This window comes from Psychrobacter sp. TWP2-1-2, assembly GCF_049896785.1.
Classification (GTDB): Bacteria; Pseudomonadota; Gammaproteobacteria; order Pseudomonadales; family Moraxellaceae; genus Psychrobacter.
Map to the genome: position 1 here is coordinate 262,419 of NZ_JAFCVA010000002.1, position 22,683 is coordinate 285,101.

Consider the following 22,683-nt stretch of genomic DNA (forward strand, 5'->3'; position numbering starts at 1 on the left):
TGATAAAAATGAGATAAAATTTTAATAACTATTTTTAGAACTCAACCATACCAGCACGTAGTTGCTCAATCAGCTCTAAAAACTGCTGACGCCATTCTCGTATGGTCGTCTCATCTGGCAGCCATTGATTCGACAAGGTCACAACGTTAACAATAAGATCAGGTGAGGCAGTATTGCTTGGTGTTTGATCTACGATAGTATCTGGTGGCACGGCGTACAGACAACGCTGATACGCACGCTCTATATTGGCCAAAAAACCCTGCTGTTGTAACTGCTGTAACCGCTGAATCTCAGGCGATACTTGGGTACGCTCGCTCAATGCTTGCTCAATATCTGACAATGTTGGTGCGCTCATGTTTAAACTATAAAAATAACCTAGCTCTTGGGTGAATGCGAGAAAGGCACCGTATAGATGAAAAATAGCAGTTTCACAATGGGCTTGGTATAGCTGCTTATCATCGGTACTTCCCGCTGCTTGGCAGGATAGACGACAGAAATACAGTTTTTGATTGGTTCGATCTGCTTGATATTTGGCAACGCGGGTTTTACCTGCCATTTGCGACTTATCCTTATATGAAGTGTAAATTAGGGCATATTTTCCAGTGTACTATTTTTTTAGATAACAGTACCATGCATTTCTCAATTTATTGCACACACAAAAAAGCCAGCAACTTAGGCTGGCTTTTTTGTGTGTGCAATAAATCAAAGACGCTTAATACTATTAATTATCCTGATTAAGCTCTTGTGCAAAGGCTTCATCAAAGCTTGCAAAGTCTTTACTATCCGTGCTCGCTGACATATCAAATGCTGCATTGTCAAACCCTGCTTTAAGATCTTTATCTAGCAGTTTTTGCTCCGCTTTCTCTTTGCGTGCTTTATGATAAGCAAGACCAGTACCAGCAGGAATCAAGCGACCAACAACGACGTTCTCTTTCAGACCACGTAGCTCATCCACTTTACCAGTCACGGCAGCCGCAGTTAGTACACGGGTCGTCTCCTGGAACGATGCTGCTGAGATAAAGCTTTCTGTTGCCAGACTTGCTTTGGTGATACCTAGTAATTGACGCTCAAACTGTACTGGGAATTTATCTTCCGCTTCCAGCTTCGCATTCAATGCTTTGATATCAGAGTACTCTGCCTGATCGCCTTTGAAGTGGTTTGAATCGCCGCCATCGGTAATCTCAACTTTACGCAGCATCTGACGAATAATCACTTCGATGTGCTTATCGTTGATTTTTACACCCTGCAAGCGATAAACGTCCTGTACTTCGTTAACGATGTAATCAGCAAGTGCAGTCTGACCTTTCAAACGCAAGATATCATGTGGATTCTGTGGACCATCAGCGATCACTTCACCACGTGCTACCGTTTCATTTTCAAAGACGTTAATTTGACGCCATTTCGGGATTAGCTCTTCATGAATCTCACCATCTTCATTGGTGATAATAAAGCGATTTTTACCTTTAGTCTCTTTACCAAAGCTAACCACACCTGTCATTTCTGCCATGATGGCATGATCTTTTGGACGACGTGCTTCGAACAAGTCAGCAACACGCGGTAGACCACCGGTAATATCTTTGGTACCTGAAGAGGCTTGTGGTACACGACCCAAAATCGAACCGGCTGCTACTTTTTCACCATCGCTGACGCGAATGATGGTTTCAGCTGGTAAGAAGTAAACCACTTCTTTACCTTCATCAGTGTTCAAGATAATCGCAGGACGTAAGTCTTTTGCTGAACTTGAACGGTCACGAGTAGCAAGAATCTCAAATGAGCTCATACCAGTCGCATCATCAACTTTTACGGTAGCAGTTAAGCCATCAGTAATCTCACTGAAGCGTGCAGTACCAGCAAATTCTGTGATAATAGGATGCGTGTGCGGATCCCATTTAGCGATGGTTTGACCAGCATCAACCTGATCTTCGTGTTTCACAAGCACGCTAGAACCATAAGGTACTTTGTAGCGTTCACGCTCACGACCAAGCTCATCGGTCAAGGCGATTTCAGCTGAACGCGATACGATGACTAAGTGACCATCGGTATGTTGAACCGTTTTCATGTTTTCGAAATGCGCTTGACCAGCACTACGAACTGAGATGCTGTTATCCACTGATGCTGAGCTTGCTGCCCCGCCCACGTGGAATGTACGCATCGTTAACTGAGTACCTGGTTCACCGATAGACTGTGCCGCCATAACACCGACTGACTCGCCGATATTCACTTTATGACCACGAGCCAAATCACGACCATAACACTGTGAACAAACACCATGCTCAACATTACAAGTAATAACTGAGCGTACCCAGATATCATCAATCGCATTGTTATCAAGCACGTTTACCCAATGCTCATCGATCAAAGTACCTGCTGGAATCAATACCTTATCAGCATCATCGTTATAAGTCACATCACGAGCCGTCACACGACCTAGCACTAGCTCGCCTAACTTCTCAATGATTTCACCACCTTGAATATGTGGTTTCATGAGCAAGCCTTGCTCAGTACCACAGTCATCACTGGTAATAACCAAATCTTGTGCCACATCAACCAAACGACGCGTCAAGTAACCTGAGTTAGCCGTTTTCAGTGCCGTATCCGCAAGACCTTTACGTGCACCATGCGTTGAAATAAAGTACTGAAGTACGGTCAAGCCTTCACGGAAGTTTGCTTTAATTGGCGTTTCGATAATTGAACCATCTGGCTTAGCCATCAAACCACGCATACCAGCCAACTGACGAATCTGAGCCGCACTACCACGAGCACCAGAATCTGACATGATAAAGATAGAGTTGAATGACTTCTGTTCTTCTTCTTCACCTTTGGCGTTCATGATTTTATCTGTCGCCAAATTGTCCATCATCGCTTTAGCGACTTTGTCATTGGTACGTGACCAGATATCAACCACTTTGTTATAGCGCTCACCAGCGGTCACAAAACCTTGCTCGAATTGATCTTCGATTTCGCGAACTTCGCCTTCTGCCACTTCGATGATTTGCTTTTTCAGTGGTGGAATGACCATGTCATCAATACCGATAGACACACCAGACAATGTCGCTTGGGCAAAACCAAGATACATCAATTGGTCAGCAAACATGACACTTTCTTTAACGCCAACTTTACGGTAGCAAGAGTTAATCAAACGAGAGATGTTTTTCTTCGTCATCTCTTGGTTACATTCATCAAAAGACATACCTTTAGGCATGATGTTCCAGATCAATAAACGACCTGCAACCGTTTCTTTTAAGCTGATTTCTTTAGTCTCATTGCCATCTTCATCAATATGCGTCTCAGTAACACGCACTTTGATTTTAGCGTTTACATGCAAATCGTTTGAACCAATCGCACGCAATGCTTCATTAACGGTGGCAAAAATCATGCCCTCGCCTTTGGCATTGATAGACGAGCGACTGATGTAGTACAAGCCCAATACAACATCCTGTGACGGTACGATGATTGGATCACCGTTCGCAGGCGACAAGATGTTATTGGTAGACATCATTAGCGCACGTGATTCAAGCTGTGCTTCTAGGGTCAATGGCACGTGAACGGCCATTTGGTCACCATCAAAATCGGCGTTAAACGCGGTACAAACGAGCGGATGCAATTGGATTGCTTTACCTTCGATTAGTACTGGCTCAAATGCTTGCAAGCCCAAACGGTGAAGCGTTGGTGCACGGTTAAGAAGCACTGGATGCTCACGGATAACCATGGCCAGCATATCCCACACTTGCGGCTCTTCACGCTCTACCATCTTTTTGGCAGCTTTAATCGTGGTCGCTAAACCATGAGACAATAATTTGTTATAAGTAAATGGTTTGAACAATTCAAGTGCCATTTTCTTTGGTAAACCGCACTGATGTAGACGTAGCGTTGGACCAACAACGATCACCGAACGACCAGAGTAGTCAACACGTTTGCCAAGTAAGTTTTGACGGAAACGACCTTGCTTACCTTTGATCATATCTGCCAAAGACTTCAATGGACGCTTGTTACTACCAGTGATCGCACGACCGCGACGACCGTTATCAAGCAAGGCATCAACTGATTCTTGCAACATACGCTTTTCGTTACGTACGATGATATCAGGGGCGCTCAGCTCAAGCAGACGCTTTAGACGGTTATTACGGTTGATCACACGGCGATATAGATCGTTTAGATCTGACGTCGCAAAACGACCACCTTCGAGTGGTACTAGCGGACGCAAATCTGGTGGTAGTACTGGCAAGATGTTCATCACCATCCACTCAGGCTTGTTATTAGAATCACGGAAGGCTTCTAATAATTTAAGACGCTTAGACATCTTTTTAAGCTTGGTTTCAGAACCAGTTTGCGGAATCGCTTCGCGCAAATCATCGATTTCAAGATCTAAATCGATATCTTTCAATAGGTCTTGAACCGCTTCAGCACCCATTTTGGCAGTGAACTCATCGCCAAATTCTTCAAGGGCTTTATAATAGTCTTCATCATCGAGCAGTTGATACTTCTCTAGAGAAGTCAAACCTGGCTCAGTAACAATATAGCTTTCAAAATACAGAACGCGCTCGATATCACGTAGCGTCATGTCTAGCAATAGACCGATGCGGCTTGGTAATGATTTTAAGAACCAAATGTGCGCCACTGGGCTGGCTAAGTCAATATGACCCATACGATCACGACGTACTTTCGCAGTCGTCACTTCTACGCCACATTTTTCACAGATAACGCCTTGGAACTTACGGCGCTTATATTTACCACATAAACATTCAAAGTCTTTTACTGGACCAAAGATTTTGGCACAGAATAGACCATCACGTTCAGGCTTAAACGTACGATAGTTAATAGTTTCAGGCTTTTTCACTTCGCCATGCGACCATGACTTAATGACGTCAGGTGAGGCTAAAGTAATTTGAATGCTATCAAACTCTTGATTACCGTTGCCGGTAGGGCTTTGCATGATATCGAGTAAATCTTTCAAGTTGCTTCTCCGTTATCTTTATAATCATCTGATAGCGTATTATTGACGCAAATAAGATGAATGAAGGCAATGAATAGGGTTGAGACAAATCACTAAAAGCAGCAGCGATGCGCATACTGCTTTTAGGTTGACCACTAAGGATAATAATCAACTGAGACCATATTAACGATAGTCTCAATCAGCCGTGCTTAATGGGTTTGTTTTAACTCAATATTAATACCCAATGATTTGATTTCTTTGGTCAGTACGTTAAACGATTCAGGCATACCTGGATCCATATACTGCTCACCATCAACGATGTTTTTGTACATACGCGTACGGCCTTCAACGTCATCCGACTTCACAGTCAGCATCTCTTGTAGCGTATAAGTCGCGCCGTAAGCTTCTAGTGCCCAGACTTCCATCTCACCGAAGCGCTGACCACCAAACTGAGCTTTACCGCCGAGTGGCTGCTGTGTCACAAGTGAATAAGAACCAGTTGAACGTGCATGCATTTTGTCATCAACCAAATGGTTAAGTTTCAGCATGTACATGTAGCCAACGGTTACTTTACGGTCAAACTTCTGACCAGTACGACCATCATACAACGTCTGTTGACCATCGCGATCCATACCAGCAAGCTCTAGCAGGTCTTTAACTTGGCTTTCTCTTGCGCCGTCAAATACTGCTGTGCCCATTGGTACACCAGCGCGCAAGTTATCTGCTAGCGCCATGATGTCATCATCACTCAAGCTATCAAGATCAACTTGCTCACCGCCGACTTGGTTATAGATTTTGTCTAAGAAGTCACGTAAATCTTTGATCGCTGCTTGCGATTTGAGCATACCATCGATCTTCTCACCCAAGCCTTTCGCTGCCATACCCAAATGCGTTTCTAGAACCTGACCGATGTTCATACGAGATGGTACACCAAGTGGGTTCAAGACGATGTCAACGGTATTACCATTTTCATCATAAGGCATATCTTCAACTGGCATAATGCGCGATACCACACCTTTGTTACCATGACGACCCGCCATTTTATCACCAGGCTGAATACGACGCTTAACCGCTAGATATACTTTAACGATTTTTTGTACGCCATGTTGTAGGTCATCACCAGCGGTTAATTTGCGTTTTTTCTCAGCAAACTTCACATCGATATCTTTTTGCTTATCAACCAAATACTCAGCGATTTGCGTTAGACGCTCAGAGATTTCTTCTTCAACAGGCTGAATATCAAGCAAAGTCTCAAGGCTCATATCTTTCATATCAGCCAATGCCATCACTGTACCGGCTTTTAGACCAGAACCACCGCTGACTTTTTGACCATCTAGCAGATTACCAATACGACCACGAGCCGCTTCTTCAAAGATACGTAGCTCTTCTTTTAAATCTTTACGATAGCTATCAAGCTGAGACTTTTCAATCGCTCTTGCACGCGCATCTTTTTCCACACCATCACGGGTAAAGACTTGTACGTCAATAACCGTACCTTTGCTTGATGTTGGTACACGTAGTGACGTGTCTTTAACATCAGCCGCTTTTTCACCAAAGATAGCCCGGAGCAATTTCTCTTCTGGCGTCAGTTGTGTTTCACCTTTTGGCGTCACTTTACCAACTAAGATATCACCCGCATCAACTTCAGCACCGATATAAACGATACCTGCTTCATCAAGACTTGATAGCGCCGCTTCACCAACGTTTGGAATATCAGCAGTAATTTCTTCTGTTCCAAGCTTGGTATCACGTGCCACACAGGTCAATTCTTGAATATGAATGGTGGTAAAACGATCTTCTTTCACCACTTTTTCAGATAACAAGATTGAATCTTCGAAGTTGTAACCATTCCACGGCATAAATGCGATGCGGATATTCTGACCCAATGCCAACTCGCCAAGATCCGTTGATGGACCATCAGCTAAGATATCACCTACAGCAATAGCATCACCTTGGTTGACGATAATACGTTGGTTGATACAAGTATTTTGGTTAGAACGCGTGTATTTAACGAGGTTATAGATATCAATACCAGCTTCACCAGCAATCATCTCATCTTCATTGACACGAACCACAACACGTGAGGCGTCAACGTCTTCGATCACACCACCACGCTTAGCGATCACACAAACACCTGAGTCACGCGCAACGTGACGCTCCATACCCGTACCTACTAACGGCTTATCAGCACGTAGCGTAGGAACTGCCTGACGCTGCATGTTCGAGCCCATAAGCGCTCGGTTAGCATCATCATGCTCTAGGAATGGAATTAGACCAGCAGCTACCGATACAACCTGACTTGGCGACACATCCATATGCGTCACTTTTTCTGGCGGCATACGCACGAATTCACCATAGCTACGGACACTGACCATTTCATCAGATAACGCGCCTTCTGCGGTTACTGGTGAATCAGCCTGTGCAATGACCGTACCTACTTCTTCAATCGCTGATAGATACTCAATGACATCCGTTACTTTACCATCAACCACACGGCGATATGGCGTTTCTAAGAAGCCAAAGCTGTTGGTTTTAGCAAAGGTTGCTAGTGAGTTAATCAAACCAATGTTTGGACCTTCAGGAGTTTCAATCGGACATACACGGCCATAATGGGTATCATGTACGTCACGTACTTCAAAGCCTGCACGTTCACGGGTCAGACCACCGGGTCCTAAAGCTGATACACGGCGTTTATGCGTCACTTCTGACAATGGATTGTTCTGATCCATAAACTGTGACAACTGGCTTGAACCAAAGAATTCTTTAACCGCAGCCGCTACTGGCTTTGAGTTAATCAAATCTTGTGGTGACAAGTTATCAGATTCCGCTGAGCTTAAACGCTCTTTGACTGCACGCTCAACACGTACTAGACCAACACGGAATTGGTTTTCTGCCATCTCGCCGACCGAACGAATACGGCGGTTACCCAAGTGATCGATATCATCGACTTCACCGCGACCGTTACGAATCTCAATCAATTCTTTTAGGACATTAACGATATCGGCGTTGGTCAATACGCTACGAGCGCGTTGAATGTCTGGATCATCAGTATTATCAAACTCTAACCCTAAACGACGGTTAAACTTCATACGACCGACGTTCGATAAGTCATAACGATCAGCGTTGAAGAACATACTGTCAAATAGTTTTTCAGCGGTCTCAACCGTTGGTGGCTCACCTGGACGCATGACTTTATAGATTTCAATCAATGCTTCTTCACGGCTTGACGTACTATCAGCACGCAAAGTGTCCGCAATATAACTGCCTTGATCGATATCATTGGTGAATAGAATGCTGAATTCTTTGATAGACTCGCTGGCTTCAAATGCACTTAATTTAACCAATAATTCATGGTCAATTAGAGTATTCGCTTTAGCGATAACTTCGTCATTCACCACGATATCTTCAGCTAAAATACGCTCATAAAGATATTCATCAGGTATCGCAATCTTCGTCATACCTGCTTCTTCAAGCTGACGAATACGGCGTGCATTAATACGCTTGCCCTGCTCTACGATGACATCACCTTCTGGTGATACGATGTCGAACTGAGCCATCTCACCGCGCAAGCGATCAGCAACCAGATCAATCTCGAACTGCTCTTCACCTTTATATACGGCTACTTTATCAAAGAACAAATCTAAGATTTCAGACGTTGTTAGACCAAGCGCACGTAGAATAATTGAAGCCAATAGCTTACGACGACGGTCAATACGAGCAAAAACTAAGTCTTTAGCATCAAATTCAAAATCTAACCATGAACCACGGTAAGGAATGATACGCGCGTTATAAAGCACTTTACCACTTGAATGCGACTTACCTTTATCATGATCAAAGAACACACCAGGTGAACGATGTAGCTGAGATACGATAACACGCTCAGTACCATTGATAATAAAAGTACCGTTAGCTGTCATCAACGGCATCTCGCCCATATAGACGCTTTGCTCACGGATATCTTTAATAGCCGCTTTGCTGTCTTTATCTTTGCTGTCTTTGTCTTTGATGATCAAACGGATTTTGACACGCATAGGCGCAGCAAATGTTGAGCCACGCAAGATACACTCACGCTCGTCAAATTCAGGCGTGCCTAAATAATATTCAACGAATTGTAGCTCTGCGTTACCAGAGTGACTCTCAATTGGGAAAATAGAGGAATACGCAGCTTGCAAACCAGTATTCTCACGAGCTTTTGGCTTTTTGTGCTCTTGCAAAAATTGCTCGTAAGAATCTACTTGAATAGACAGTAAATAGGGAATGTCCATTACAGTGGGCAATTCAGCAAAACTTTTGCGAATACGCTTTTTTTCAGTATAAGAATATGCCATCGAGAGTCCTTACAGTAAACGTGGAAACAAATTAAAAGCGTGGCCAGCGTGCATAAATACGATGCAAACTTGGCGACGTAAACGATAATATAAAACAGGTAATCGTGTTCAGTTGATATCTTTTGTCAATTACTACTTCTGCTATCAGTGCTTACTTAGCACCCTTACTTTCATTTTATGATCGGTATCTAAGTCAGTCTATATGACCACTCAGACAACCAAATTCAATATCACATCATCTAAAACATATTGCTTTTTAAGCAAAACTTACTCATAGAGGTAAGAAAAAATGACTCGTTCAAGGGTATTTCCAAGTTATCTGCTATCAAAACTGATTGTACTTAGTCATTTTTCTTTCAAAAAACCGGCTCTTTCAAAACCAACAATTCTATCAAAACTAATATCGTCGCTGATATGTACCGTCTATAAGCCTAACTACTGACAGTAATACCCTGCGAAACGGACAACCTAAACTTAATAGCTTTTCAGAATTAATAATAATCGGGGTAACTATAACTTTTAGAATCAGTATAAACTATAGTGTTAATGGGAAAGCATGCAGACACAAAAAAATGCCAAACATCACTGGACGTTTAGCTTAAATTAACTGATTTCAAAAACTGGCATGTGTGCTTGCATGTATATCGTCTGTCCTTTTGATGGGTATCCACCGTGATGTTGCATACGACTGTTGGCAGACACAAAAGGTCAAGCTACGAATTATAGTAAAAAAAAGCTGGCAATGCAAGGCATTACCAGCTTTTTTTGTACAACACTAAGATAAGCGAAGCTTATTTTAGTTCAACAGTTGCACCAGCTTCTTCAAGTTTCTTTTTCAACTCTTCAGCTTCAGCTTTGTTAACGCCTTCTTTGATTGGAGCTGGAGCGCTTTCAACCAAATCTTTCGCTTCTTTCAAGCCAAGACCAGTAGCTTCACGTACGGCTTTAATTACGCCAACTTTCTTCTCGCCAAAGCTGGCAAGAACTACGTCAAACTCGTCTTTTTCTTCAGCAGCAGCAGCAGCAGGGCCAGCAGCAGCAGGTGCAGCAGCAACAGCAGCTGTTACGCCAAATTTTTCTTCCATAGCGCTGATTAATTCAACGATATCCATTACTGACATTTCAGCGATTGCGTTTAACACGTCATCTTTAGATAGTGCCATGAGAACTCTCCGTTATCTGATAAAAATTAATTGATTTTAAAATCGCTTGGATTGCTTGCCAAATTTTCAAATAGTGTTGGCAATAAAGTGCAATCGGCGATGTCAAAGTTACGTTAAAACAAGCAATTAAGCAGCTTCTTTTGCGTCTTTGATTGCTGCTACCGTGCGAACAAGCTTACTAGGAATAGCGTTCATAGTTTGAACAAGCTTGGTAACTGGTGCATTCATAGTAGCCATCAAGATAGAGATTGCTTCGTCGCGAGTTGGTAGCTTCGATACGCGCTCTAGCTCTTCTGGACCATAAACAACACCACCAACTGATACCAATTTGGTCTCTAAAGCTTTGTGATCTTTACTGAACTCGAAAACAACTCGAGCAGCAGATCCCAAATCTTCCATAGAGAAAGCCAAAAGTAATGGACCAGTCATACGGTCTGACATGCTCTCAAACTTAGTGCCTTCAAACGCACGTTTTGCTAGGGTATTTTTTACCACTTTCAAAACGACGCCTTTTTCACGGGCTTGTTCGCGCAGCTTAGTAAGCTTTGCAACACCAATACCATGATATTCGGCAGCTACTGCTGAGTAAGCATTAGCAGCAACTTCAGACACTTCAGCCACAACTTGTTGTTTTTGCTCTAGCGTTAATGCCATAAGTTGACTCCTTTAATCTTATCAATCAGCTGAATATTTAATCATTTAAACCTAAGCTTTTAAGCATTGGCATTCAATAATTAAACGAATCGCTTAGACTGACTTGATACGACACGTTATCAGCATATTTATTAAAAATAAATTTACTCATAACGACTGATTACGGCACCGTTATCAGAATGACATCAAGTGATAGATTGAACTATCGGCTCTTATCAACAACTGGGTGGGTCACCGTCTGCGTAGGACAACTAAGATTTTCATCTTTCGTCGATTAACAAAAGCAGCTCGTTGTTATTACTAATGATCCGAAAACAATTAATAAAAACGTAAAACCGCTTTCTACCTACGGTCTTAGACAGCATAGCGTTTGCTACGCTGACCTAATTCTGTAAAATATTTTTGCAGCCTTTATTTAAAATCGTCAAATAAAGGCACATATCTAATTATTTTGCTGTGCGATATGGAACTGGATCAATACTTAGACCAGGACCCATCGTGCTAGACAAGGTAATTTTCTTAATGAAAGTACCTTTAGAAGTAGCAGGCTTAGCACGTCTTAAATCTGCAATCAGTGCTTCAGCATTCTGGATTACTTGCTCAGCAGTAAAACCAACTTGACCGATAGTCGTGTGGATGATACCTGCTTTGTCTACACGATACTGTGCTTGACCGGCTTTAGCGTTAGTAACCGCTTCAGCAACGTTAGGCGTAACCGTACCGACTTTAGGGTTAGGCATTAGACCACGTGGACCTAAGATAGTACCTAGTTGACCAACAACACGCATTGCATCAGGAGCAGCAATAACGATATCAAAGTCCATGTTACCAGCTTTGATTGATTCTGCTAGGTCTTCAAAACCAACGATATCTGCACCAGCTTCTTTGGCGGCTTCAGCAGCAGCACCTTGAGCAAATACAGCAACGCGTTTGGTTTTACCAGTACCAGCAGGTAGGTTGGTAGCGCCACGAACCACTTGATCAGATTTACGTGGGTCAACACCCAAGTTAATCGCAATATCAATTGACTCTTTGAATTTAAGAGGTGGTAAATCGTTTAGGATTTGAACCGCTTCTTCAACTGTATACTGCTTTTCATGTACGATACGGCTTTGAATTTCTTTTTGACGTTTGGTTAGCTTGCTCATTTACACACCCTCCACGGTAATACCCATTGAACGTGCAGTACCAGCGATGGTACGAACAGCAGCATCAAGATCAGCAGCAGTTAAATCTGCATCTTTGGTCTTAACGATGTCTTCTAGTTGTGCGCGGTCAACTTTACCGACTTTAGCGGTATTTGGTGTACCAGAACCTTTAGCGATACCAGCAGCCTTACGTAGTAAGTATGCAGCTGGTGGTGACTTCATGATGAAAGTAAAAGACTTATCGCTATATACAGTGATCTCAGTAGGAATCGGTAGACCCGGCTCTTGGTTTGAGGTCGCAGCGTTAAATTCTTTACAGAACGCCATGATGTTCACGCCTTTTTGACCCAATGCTGGACCAATCGGTGGTGAAGGATTTGCTTTGCCTGCAGGGACTTGTAGTTTGATGTAACCATCAATCTTCTTAGCCATGATTCTCTCCTAAATGGGTAATAGCGCCAAATCAATATTGTATATATACGTGATTGATTAACAGCTCCCCGGTTGATGAACTTTTTTGCTGATTTAGTCTAGCTTTTCAACTTTACTAAATTCAAGCTCGACCTGAGTCGGTCGATTAAATACGTTTACCGTTAAATGTAGTTTAGACTTCTCGTAATCCACTTTTTCTACCAACCCTTTAAAGTCAGTAAATGGACCATCGATAACCAACAGCTCTTCGCCCGGCTCAAATAGAGTCTTAGGACGTGGGTCGGTTTCAGTCTGATTCAAACGGTTTAAAATACGATCTGCTTCTACTTGCGTAATTGGAGCTGGTGTTTCAGGTGTACCACCGATGAAACCCATAATACGTGGGCACTCTTTAACGATATGCCAAGTATTGTCGTTCATTTCCATCTGGATCAATACATAACCTGGAAAGAACTTACGCTCACTCTTACGCTTTTTGCCGTCTTTCATTTCGACGACTTCTTCAGTAGGAACCAATACGTCACCGAATGATTCAGCAAAGTCACTACGATTAATACGATCAGTTAATGAACGCTGTACTTGCTTTTCATATCCTGAAAACGCTTGGACAATATACCAACGCATATCACGCTCCTGATCATTATAAGTAAATTTTGGGGTAAGACTCACTAATACGTGCGACTAACCAATAAAGATGCCAACGAACCAATTGAAAAAGTTATCTAATAACCAAACCAGAAAACCAACAATGGCAATCATGACAATGACCTGCCAGGTATATTGAAACGTTTCATCTTTACCTGGCCATGTCACTCGGCGCAATTCAACAGCAGCGTCTTTCAATAATATTTTAAAAGCGCGGCCTTGATGCGTTAATGCCAAGCATACTAAGGCAAATACAATAAGGGCAACGATAATACCAATACGTACCCAGACATCATTGGCAGGTTGCCAATAGCCAGGTAAATACTGATTAACTAACGTCGCCCCGATTAATACTGCTGCGGCAAGTAGCCACAGTACCACATCTTTTATTGAACCTGTTTTAGCCACTTCAACAGCAGTTGTTTGATTGCCCGCTGAGATGTGCTTACCTTTAGACAGCATTCCACCAGCACCCGCCTTGGCATCAGATAACTTAGTCTCGAGGTTATCTTGATCATTGCTCATAAAGAACTCGCTTCGGAGATGGTGAGGTATAACAAAGATGTGATAAGAAGATGGCAGGCGATGTAGGACTCGAACCTACAACCCTCGGTTTTGGAGACCGATGCTCTACCAATTGAGCCAATCGCCTATGGGTGTAAAGGACAGCATTATACAATATTTGATATAAAATGCAAGCCTTTAGCGATAAAATTATTACTTTTACCTAGTTTTGCTCTTATTTGAATGTGCTACTAAATCATCATTACTTTAACAAAGTGAAAATATAAGCGGCTAATAAGAAGCAGCGTTAATATAGCAAGCTCCGCTTAGAATTACAATAGATTGGAAAGTAAATTATAAACGTTATAGGTATAACTGGCTAATCATGTTGCTAAGACAACGAAAGGTGTGTTCATACTATCGAAGAATAACCATATTTCCTGATCATTTGATCTAAAAAAAGCCACCCTTGATTAAGGATGGCTTTTTCATGACTAACTCACAATCTCATTACTGAGAATGACAGATTAGTTTAGTACGTTAGCAACAACACCAGCACCTACAGTACGGCCGCCTTCACGAATAGCGAAGCGAAGACCTTTGTCCATAGCGATTGGGTGGATAAGCTCTACGCCCATCTCAACGTTATCACCAGGCATTACCATCTCTGTTCCGTCTTGTAATTGGATTGCGCCAGTTACGTCAGTAGTACGGAAGTAGAACTGTGGACGATAGCCGTTTAGGAATGGTGTATGACGACCACCCTCTTCTTTTGACAATACATAAACTTCAGCGTCAAACTTGGTGTGAGGCGTGATTGAACCTGGCTTAGCTAGTACTTGGCCACGTTGTACGTCTTCACGCTTAGTACCACGTAGTAGTACGCCACAGTTTTCGCCTGCACGACCTTCGTCAAGCAGTTTACGGAACATCTCTACACCAGTACAGGTGGTTTTTTGAGTGTCACGGATACCGACAATTTCGATTTCGTCGCCTACGCGTACGATACCAGATTCAACACGACCTGTTACTACAGTACCACGGCCTGAGATTGAGAATACGTCTTCGATTGGCATTAGGAATGCTTTGTCAACGTCACGCTCTGGCTCTGGGATGTAGGTGTCAAGAACGTTAAGAAGTTCTACAACCGCTGGTTGGCCGTATTTTTCTTGTGAGCCTTTTAGGGCTTCAGTGGCTGAACCATGGATGATTGGGGTATCATCACCTGGGAAGTCGTAGTCATTAAGAAGTTCACGAACTTCCATTTCTACGAGTTCTAGCAATTCTTCGTCATCAACAACATCACATTTGTTCATGAATACGATGATGTACGGTACGCCAACCTGACGTGAAAGCAGGATGTGCTCACGGGTTTGTGGCATTGGGCCGTCAGTTGCTGATACGACTAGGATTGCGCCGTCCATCTGAGCAGCACCAGTGATCATGTTTTTAACATAATCGGCGTGACCTGGGCAATCGACGTGAGCGTAGTGACGTGCTGGAGTGTCATATTCTACGTGTGAGGTGTTAATGGTGATGCCACGTGCTTTTTCTTCTGGTGCTGAGTCAATAGACGCGTAGTCTTTGGCTTCGCCACCTGAAGTGATTGCTGCTACAGTTGCGATGGCAGCTGTTAGGGTTGTTTTACCGTGGTCAACGTGTCCGATTGTACCGACGTTGACGTGTGGCTTTACGCGTTCAAACTTGGCCTTTGCCATGGGTATTTCCTCTTTTTTTGGGGTCAAATGCTAAGCTCGTATAAATACGATAACAAAGACGATCTTGACCACATTAAGATAATTGTTAAAAGGGTACACATACTAATGTGCAGATATTATAAGAAAATCACCGCCAATAACAAGTCTTTTAACCAATTATTGGCGTATTCTTCTACGACAACATAGAGATAATAGCTACATTGTCATATTTAATAGACGATTACTTACTCGTCATCATCTTTATTGTTGAATTTAGAGATGATGTCAGCAGCAACTGATTTTGGAATCTCAGCGTACTTTTGGAATTCCATTGAATAAGTAGCACGGCCTTGTGACATTGAGCGCATTTGTGTGGCATAACCAAACATTTCTGCTAATGGTACTTCGGCACGGATCTGCTTAGTACCGCCAGGTAGGTCTTCCATGCCCTGTACTAAACCACGACGACGGTTAAGATCGCCCATGATATCGCCCATATAATCTTCAGGCGTTTCAACTTCAACTTTCATGATTGGCTCAAGTAGCGCTGGATCTGCTGCCATGAAGCCTTTTCTGAATGCCATAGAACCAGCCATCTTAAATGATAGCTCATCCGAGTCGACGTCATGGTAAGAACCGTCATACAAGGTCGCTTTTACGCCAACCACTGGATAACCAGCAAGTACGCCATTTTTCATGCGTTCTCGGATACCTTTATCAACAGCACCATGGAATTCTTTCGGTACAGTACCACCAACAACTTCTTCAGCGAATTCATATTCAGTATCGCCCGCTGGATCAAGTGGCTCAAGACGTAACCAAACGTGACCGAATTTACCACGACCACCCGTCTGACGTACGAATTTGCCTTCTTGCTCAACCGTGTTACGGATCGTTTCACGATAAGCAACCTGCGGCGCACCGATGTTCGCTTCAACGTTAAACTCACGCTTCATACGATCCACAAGAATCTCTAGATGCAACTCACCCATACCACTGATGATTGTCTGACCAGATTCTTCGTCAGTGTGTACACGGAACGATGGATCTTCTTTCGCCAAACGACCTAAAGCGATTGACATTCTTTCTTGGTCAGCTTTGGTCTTAGGTTCAACCGCTAGGCTGATAACTGGATCTGGGAATTCCATGCGCTCAAGCGTGATAACATTTTGCTCATCACATAGCGTGTCACCAGTCGTTACATCTTTCATGCCGACCAATGCAGCGATATCACCAGTACGGATTTCTTGCAACTCTTCTTGAGAGTTAGCCATCATCTGTACGATACGACCAACGCGCTCACGCTTCATTTTAACTGGGTTATAAACGCTGCTACCTTGCGTTAAAACACCTGAATAAACACGAACGAAGGTTAAGTTACCAACGAATTTGTCATTCATGATTTTAAATGCTAAAGCTGAGAATGGCGCTTCATCTGACGCTTCACGAGTGCCTTCAGTTTCATCTTTGTCATCAAGGATACCTTTAATAGCAGGTACATCCATTGGTGCTGGAAGATACTGAATAACCGCATCCAACATCTTTTGTACACCTTTGTTTTTAAAGGCAGTACCACAAAGTAATGGAATGATTTGGTTATCAATAGTCAATTGACGAATAGCAACGTTGATCTGCTCCACAGACAACTCGCCATTTTCTAGATACTCATTCATCAATTCTTCTGTTGCTTCAGCCGCATTTTCTACAAGAATCTCACGATACTCTTCTGCTTTTTCTTGTAATTCAGCTGGGATTTCGCGCTCTTCAAACTCCATACCTTGAGATGCTTCATCCCAATAAAGAGCTTTCATCGTAACTAGATCGATAACGCCTTCGAAATCATCTTCTTTACCAATTGGAATAACCAATGGCACAGGATTACCACCTAGACGAGTTTTGATCTGCTCAATGACACGATAGAAATCAGCGCCAACGCGATCCATTTTGTTTACAAATGCAAGACGTGGAACCTTATATTTGTTAGCCTGACGCCATACGGTCTCAGACTGTGGCTGAACGCCGCCTACTGCACAGTAAACCATGCAAGCGCCATCAAGTACACGCATAGAACGTTCAACTTCGATCGTGAAGTCAACGTGACCTGGGGTGTCAATGATGTTGATACGATGTTCGTCAAACTGTTTTGCCATACCTGACCAAAAACAAGTCGTCGCTGCTGAGGTAATAGTAATACCGCGCTCTTGTTCTTGCTCCATCCAGTCCATAGTGGCTGCGCCATCATGTACTTCACCAAGTTTGTGACTAACACCGGTATAAAATAAAACACGCTCAGTAGTGGTTGTCTTACCAGCATCGATGTGCGCTGAGATACCAATGTTGCGATAGCGTTTTAGGGGAGTTTTACGAGCCATAGTGTTTTCCTAGGAAAAGTCGTGTATATAATAATGTATTGTGTCTCTACCTCATACTCTATGACAAAGCGGTCAGCTTCATATTACTTACTGATTATTGAGCCTAATACGGACAAAAAAAGAGCAAATACTAAGAATAGTGCGGCATCAGATTTGGGATGCTCTCTTGTGACAAGCATGCTTAATTAAGAGAGACATCTTGATAGATGTCCGCCATCTCGCTGTTGATAGTCAAAAACTACTTACAACAAGATAAACGATGGCGGCAATCAATAGAATAAATAACAATGTAAGATTAGCTGACTTCAGCCAGCTAATCTAAAGCTACTACTAATAGACAGTAGCTTAGAAGCGGTAATGAGAGAACGCTTTGTTAGCATCTGCCATGCGGTGAACTTCGTCACGCTTTTTCATAGCAGCGCCTTTGCCATCAGCAGCATCATTCAATTCGCCAGCCAAACGCAAAGCCATTGATTTTTCAGAACGCTTAGCAGCAGCTTCAGCTAACCAACGCATAGCCAAGGCAGTACGACGGGAGGGGCGTACTTCCATTGGTACTTGGTAGGTTGCACCACCAACGCGGCGAGCTTTCACTTCTACCATTGGGCGTACATTTTCTAAAACTTCTTCGAAGAAAGATACTGGATCTTCGATTTTACGTTTTTCGCTTACTGTTTCAAGTGCACCGTAAACGATACGCTCAGCAGTAGATTTTTTACCATGACTCATTACATGGTTGATGAATTTTGCAACAGTTTGGCTACCAAACTTAGGATCCGGTAGGATCTCACGGGTAGCAACGACGCGACGTCTTGGCATAATAATAATCCTTTTCTTCAGGAGTGTCTGACATTCACAATCTCGCACCAATTAATATTGGATGGCGTTATATCGAGTTGTCAGTCAGCCTTACTGCACGGCGGTATGTTTTAACAGTGAATTACTAATTTAATAATACTGTCAACACCAGACCCATGCACAGTTAATGTTTGGTATAAAAAAGCTTAGCTAATAACGATTAGTTATTAAACTTTAGGCTTCTTAGCACCATATTTAGAGCGACCTTGCTTACGGTCTTTTACGCCTGCGCAATCTAATGCACCACGAACGGTGTGATAACGTACACCTGGTAGATCTTTTACACGACCGCCACGGATAAGAACAACACTGTGCTCTTGTAGGTTATGACCTTCGCCGCCGATGTAGCTTGATACTTCATAGCCTGAAGTCAAACGTACACGACATACTTTACGCATGGCTGAGTTAGGTTTTTTAGGGGTAGTAGTATATACGCGAGTACATACACCACGACGTTGTGGGCACGCTTCCAACGCAGGAACTTTTGACTTTTCCTTGATGGTTTTGCGACCTTTACGAATCAATTGGTTAGTTGTTGCCATGAGGCATCCTTCTCCCGTTTGGTATAAAACAAAAAAATGGGGAAACGCACCATCCATCTGACTTTAATGACAGATTTTGGTACACCCATTTTTAGGACAGTGTATTATAAAGAGTTGTTGCTGCTATTTCAACCACTTATGCGTGATTGCACTTTACAACATTTGATAGATATGCATTCACCCTACTACTATAACACTTTATCTATTTTTAGTTAAAAATCAGCTAAAAAGTAGATTGTCATACAGTATATCGAAAGTAGCGTCACGAACGATTTAAATAAGGTGTTTGACTATAAATAAATAGCAATTTATAAGTACTAAATGGCGATATTATCTTGTTTTTCAAGAGAAAGAAGACACTATCGCCAAAATTGGTAGTAGATATCCAGCTCATAATCCTTCTATGATGCAAGCTGGCTGAAGAAAGAAAACAGGTAAGTCTGATTATTTAGGCGTTCTTATTTGCTTTTCTTGTTAGCCGTCTTGTTTGATTTGCTGTCAGAGGATTTGTTCTGACTGCCTTGCTTGTCATTGTCGTCTTTCTGCGTTTTTTTTACGACCTTTTCATCAGTTTCTTGATGGTTGTTTTTTTCTTCATCAGTATCTTTCTTGCTATCGGTATCCTTGCTTGACTCTTTCTCAGCATCTTGCTGCTTGTCATTGTCAGCTGTTTTGTTTACCTTAGCTTCATTACCGCTATCATCAGTGATTGCGCGATTGGCAAGTTTGGCTTCTGGGGCAAAAGTCGCTTGAGCCACGCCAATCACTTCATCAATGAGCTGGCTGTTGTAGCGCATACCAACGATAACAGCGGTAAATGGTAAGAATTTGCGTATCCACGTTAAATTGATTTTATCCAAGTCAATACCGACCTGGCTGGCAATGCTGTCAACTTGTTCTGCATAAAAGTTGACGTTTTTATCCTTTAGACCTAGGTTTTTTAGCTCATTGTGTAGACCACTGCTTTGGGCATTATCCAATAAGCCTTTGCCGATACCAATACCTGCTAGCAATGCTTGTTTTTCTTGCATCTTGCTCAGATCAGCATTTGCTAGCAGCTCATAAGCCATCTTGACGCCTTGCTTACCTGTGAGTGGTTTATTGTAGACAGCACCCAACTGATAGACGGTACGTAATGATACCAATAAAAGCCAAAGCGTATCAGCCAGCAGACCAGGAAGCCCAGCCAAACCTGTTAAGCCCCCTATCGTTGCCAATGCACGATTTTGATTGGCGATATCAGTGGCTAATGCATAACGCTCTTCATCATCTAAGCTTGCGATATTGGCGAAACGATGCTCATTAGGTAAATCAATCTGACTCCAGTTAGAAGCAAGATTTGCCACTTGTGCAAAAGCGCCATCGACCGTCGACTGAAAAAAACTGTTTGGCACTACTTTTTTGGCATATTTACCATAAGTGGCAAAACGTGGCCCTAACAATTGCTGAGTGGCTTTTAACGTTTGCTCACGGAACAAGTCCTGCTGATAGTCTTCATCGCCTAAGTTGACTGCTTTGTATTGATGCGGTTTTCCCGTCTTAGCGTTCATACTATCAATCATAGCGCCCATGCGCTCTAGATTATTGCGAGTAAAAGAGCCAACGGTAGTGATACCTTTAGAGAGAGTGCTACGCTTCGCCATCGTGATGTCCTTAATGTGATGAGTAATTTTGTTTTATTGTAAGCGATTTATAATAATAGATGTGCCATTCTAGTCAATCACTAGAATCGATGTCAGTGCGAACAATGTTATCGCAATCACAAATTTTGTATCCAAAAGTATCACTTGATGTATGATTGATACCATCAGATAAGCTGTCTTCAATCAAATAGTCTTTTTAGATGGCTTTAGATAGCAAGCGCGATTTTGTCGTTATTTTGCACTGGTACAAAGATTTTGGACGCTCGATACGTTATCATGTGCCATAACTCACAGTACACTTGTACTTCTATTTATAAGTAGTCAGTTATTTATAGATAATCAGTTACCAAGCGTATAGTTTTACTATGATCATCACAATGATTGTAAAATGAGACTTTAACGCTCAATACATCCTAATATTAAATAATAGAAATACATACTTAAAAACGATTATTAAAAATAATTGTGAAAAATCGTTACTCATAAGGAATAGAATATGCGCCGCGTTGTTATCACTGGAGCAGGGATCGTCTCTTGTATCGGACATGATTTAGCCACGGTTACTACCGCTCTAAAGCAAGGGCAGTCTGGCTTTACATTTAATGAGGCTTATGCTGAGCATGGGTTTAAATCACACGTTAGCGGTAGTATCGACCAGTCGACGCTTGATACCAGTGGTATCGATCGTAAGTTGAAGCGGTTTTTTAGTGATGCCAGTCTATACGCTTATGTCAGTGCTTTAAATGCCATTGAGCAGTCTGGTTTGTCGCTTGAAACCATCAATAATAATCCACGCGTGGGCGTGGTCGCAAGCTCTGGCGGCGCATCGACAGAGAATATTGTCAATGCCATAGATGCCATGCGGGACAAAGGTCTGCGCGGTGTCGGCGCGATGGCTGTGCCAAAAACGATGGGCAGCTCAGTATCAGCGGCACTGGCAACAGGTCTAAAAATCCAAGGCGTATCATACTCGCTCACCTCTGCTTGTGCCACCTCAACCCATTGCATCGGTCATGCGGCTGAACTTATTCAGTTAGGCAAAGCAGATGTGATACTCGCGGGTGGTAGCGAAGCGGAACACTGGACACAATCTTGTATGTTTGATGCCATGGGTGCAGTCAGTACGCAGTATAATGAGACACCGCAGCGCGCCTCAAGAGCTTATGATAAAGATCGTGATGGCTTTGTGATTGCTGCTGGTGGTGCGATGGTCGTGGTTGAAAGTCTAGAGCATGCCCAAGCACGTGGTGCCAATATACTGGCTGAAATCGTCGGTTATGGTGCCAGCTCTGATGGTGCTGAAATGGTTGCACCAAGTGGTGAAGGTGCCGTGCGCTGTATGCAGCAAGCACTGGCCGAAGCTGGTTTGCAAACTGTCGACTATATCAATAGCCACGGTACTAGTACGCCACTTGGTGACATCACTGAGCTTAAAGCCATTGCTAAAGCATTTGGCGATGATATCAGTCAAGTACCTGCGATCAGCTCTACTAAATCTATGACAGGTCATAGCCTTGGTGCCGTTGGTGCGCAAGAATTAATCTATTGCTTATTGATGCTACAAGAAGGCTTCATTGCGCCCAGTATCAATGTTGATAATTTAGACCCTGCGGCTGAAGGCTTTGATATTGTCACCGAAATGCGTGAAGCCAAGCTTGAGACACTAATGAGCAACAGCTTTGGCTTTGGCGGTACTAATGCCACATTAATCATTAAAAAGTTTGACGCCTAACTATGCTCGCAGCACATCCTCTCAAAACTGAG

The 22,683-nt window shown here is 42.8% G+C and carries 15 protein-coding genes and 1 tRNA gene; 1 reads left to right on the top strand and 15 read right to left on the bottom strand.

The window, feature by feature from the left end:
* Nucleotides 1-34: 34 nt before the first annotated feature.
* The 15 genes from ACP7AE_RS03055 to ACP7AE_RS03125 form a co-directional block, all read right to left on the bottom strand.
* Nucleotides 35-556, bottom strand: a complete 522-nt coding sequence (locus ACP7AE_RS03055; protein ID WP_045443911.1) for a DUF6586 family protein — start codon at nt 554-556, stop codon at nt 35-37.
* A 165-nt stretch (nt 557-721) separates the two neighbouring features.
* Complete coding sequence (gene rpoC, locus ACP7AE_RS03060) at nt 722-4,954, bottom strand: DNA-directed RNA polymerase subunit beta' (protein ID WP_055124834.1); 4,233 nt, start codon at nt 4,952-4,954, stop codon at nt 722-724.
* Nucleotides 4,955-5,142: 188 nt separating this feature from the next.
* On the bottom strand, nt 5,143-9,261 hold the full coding sequence (gene rpoB / locus ACP7AE_RS03065; RefSeq protein WP_087814768.1) for a DNA-directed RNA polymerase subunit beta: 4,119 nt from the start codon (nt 9,259-9,261) through the stop codon (nt 5,143-5,145).
* A 791-nt stretch (nt 9,262-10,052) separates the two neighbouring features.
* The gene (gene rplL, locus ACP7AE_RS03070; protein WP_011514491.1) at nt 10,053-10,424 is read right to left on the bottom strand and encodes a 50S ribosomal protein L7/L12; all 372 of its coding nucleotides are present in this window, start codon (nt 10,422-10,424) and stop codon (nt 10,053-10,055) included.
* Between the two features lie 126 nt (nt 10,425-10,550).
* Nucleotides 10,551-11,078 (bottom strand): 50S ribosomal protein L10, encoded by a 528-nt coding sequence (gene rplJ / locus ACP7AE_RS03075; protein WP_426241282.1) that lies wholly within the window; start codon nt 11,076-11,078, stop codon nt 10,551-10,553.
* A 446-nt stretch (nt 11,079-11,524) separates the two neighbouring features.
* Nucleotides 11,525-12,226, bottom strand: a complete 702-nt coding sequence (gene rplA / locus ACP7AE_RS03080; protein WP_045443901.1) for a 50S ribosomal protein L1 — start codon at nt 12,224-12,226, stop codon at nt 11,525-11,527.
* Nucleotides 12,227-12,658: a 50S ribosomal protein L11 gene (gene rplK / locus ACP7AE_RS03085; RefSeq protein WP_010201717.1), complete on the bottom strand. Its 432-nt coding sequence runs from the start codon at nt 12,656-12,658 to the stop codon at nt 12,227-12,229.
* A 93-nt stretch (nt 12,659-12,751) separates the two neighbouring features.
* Nucleotides 12,752-13,282, bottom strand: coding sequence for a transcription termination/antitermination protein NusG (gene nusG / locus ACP7AE_RS03090; protein ID WP_045443893.1), 531 nt, complete (start codon nt 13,280-13,282; stop codon nt 12,752-12,754).
* Between the two features lie 57 nt (nt 13,283-13,339).
* On the bottom strand, nt 13,340-13,828 hold the full coding sequence (gene secE, locus ACP7AE_RS03095) for a preprotein translocase subunit SecE (RefSeq protein WP_083475710.1): 489 nt from the start codon (nt 13,826-13,828) through the stop codon (nt 13,340-13,342).
* 51 nt (nt 13,829-13,879) lie between these two features.
* A tRNA-Trp gene (locus ACP7AE_RS03100) sits at nt 13,880-13,955 on the bottom strand.
* A gap of 379 nt (nt 13,956-14,334) precedes the next feature.
* Complete coding sequence (gene tuf, locus ACP7AE_RS03105; RefSeq protein ID WP_055124836.1) at nt 14,335-15,525, bottom strand: elongation factor Tu; 1,191 nt, start codon at nt 15,523-15,525, stop codon at nt 14,335-14,337.
* A gap of 224 nt (nt 15,526-15,749) precedes the next feature.
* Nucleotides 15,750-17,876, bottom strand: coding sequence for an elongation factor G (gene fusA / locus ACP7AE_RS03110; RefSeq protein WP_055125899.1), 2,127 nt, complete (start codon nt 17,874-17,876; stop codon nt 15,750-15,752).
* Between the two features lie 345 nt (nt 17,877-18,221).
* Nucleotides 18,222-18,695 carry a 30S ribosomal protein S7 gene (rpsG, locus tag ACP7AE_RS03115; protein ID WP_021814163.1) on the bottom strand — a complete coding sequence of 158 codons (474 nt, stop codon included), beginning with the start codon at nt 18,693-18,695 and terminating at the stop codon, nt 18,222-18,224.
* 206 nt (nt 18,696-18,901) lie between these two features.
* Complete coding sequence (rpsL, locus tag ACP7AE_RS03120; RefSeq protein ID WP_011281154.1) at nt 18,902-19,276, bottom strand: 30S ribosomal protein S12; 375 nt, start codon at nt 19,274-19,276, stop codon at nt 18,902-18,904.
* Nucleotides 19,277-19,734: 458 nt separating this feature from the next.
* Nucleotides 19,735-20,919 carry an EcsC family protein gene (locus ACP7AE_RS03125; protein ID WP_426241283.1) on the bottom strand — a complete coding sequence of 395 codons (1,185 nt, stop codon included), beginning with the start codon at nt 20,917-20,919 and terminating at the stop codon, nt 19,735-19,737.
* Nucleotides 20,920-21,415: 496 nt separating this feature from the next.
* Here ACP7AE_RS03125 and ACP7AE_RS03130 point away from each other — a divergent pair, with 496 nt between their 5' ends.
* The gene (locus ACP7AE_RS03130; RefSeq protein WP_426241284.1) at nt 21,416-22,651 is read left to right on the top strand and encodes a beta-ketoacyl-ACP synthase II; all 1,236 of its coding nucleotides are present in this window, start codon (nt 21,416-21,418) and stop codon (nt 22,649-22,651) included.
* The last annotated feature ends 32 nt before the right edge of the window (nt 22,652-22,683 follow it).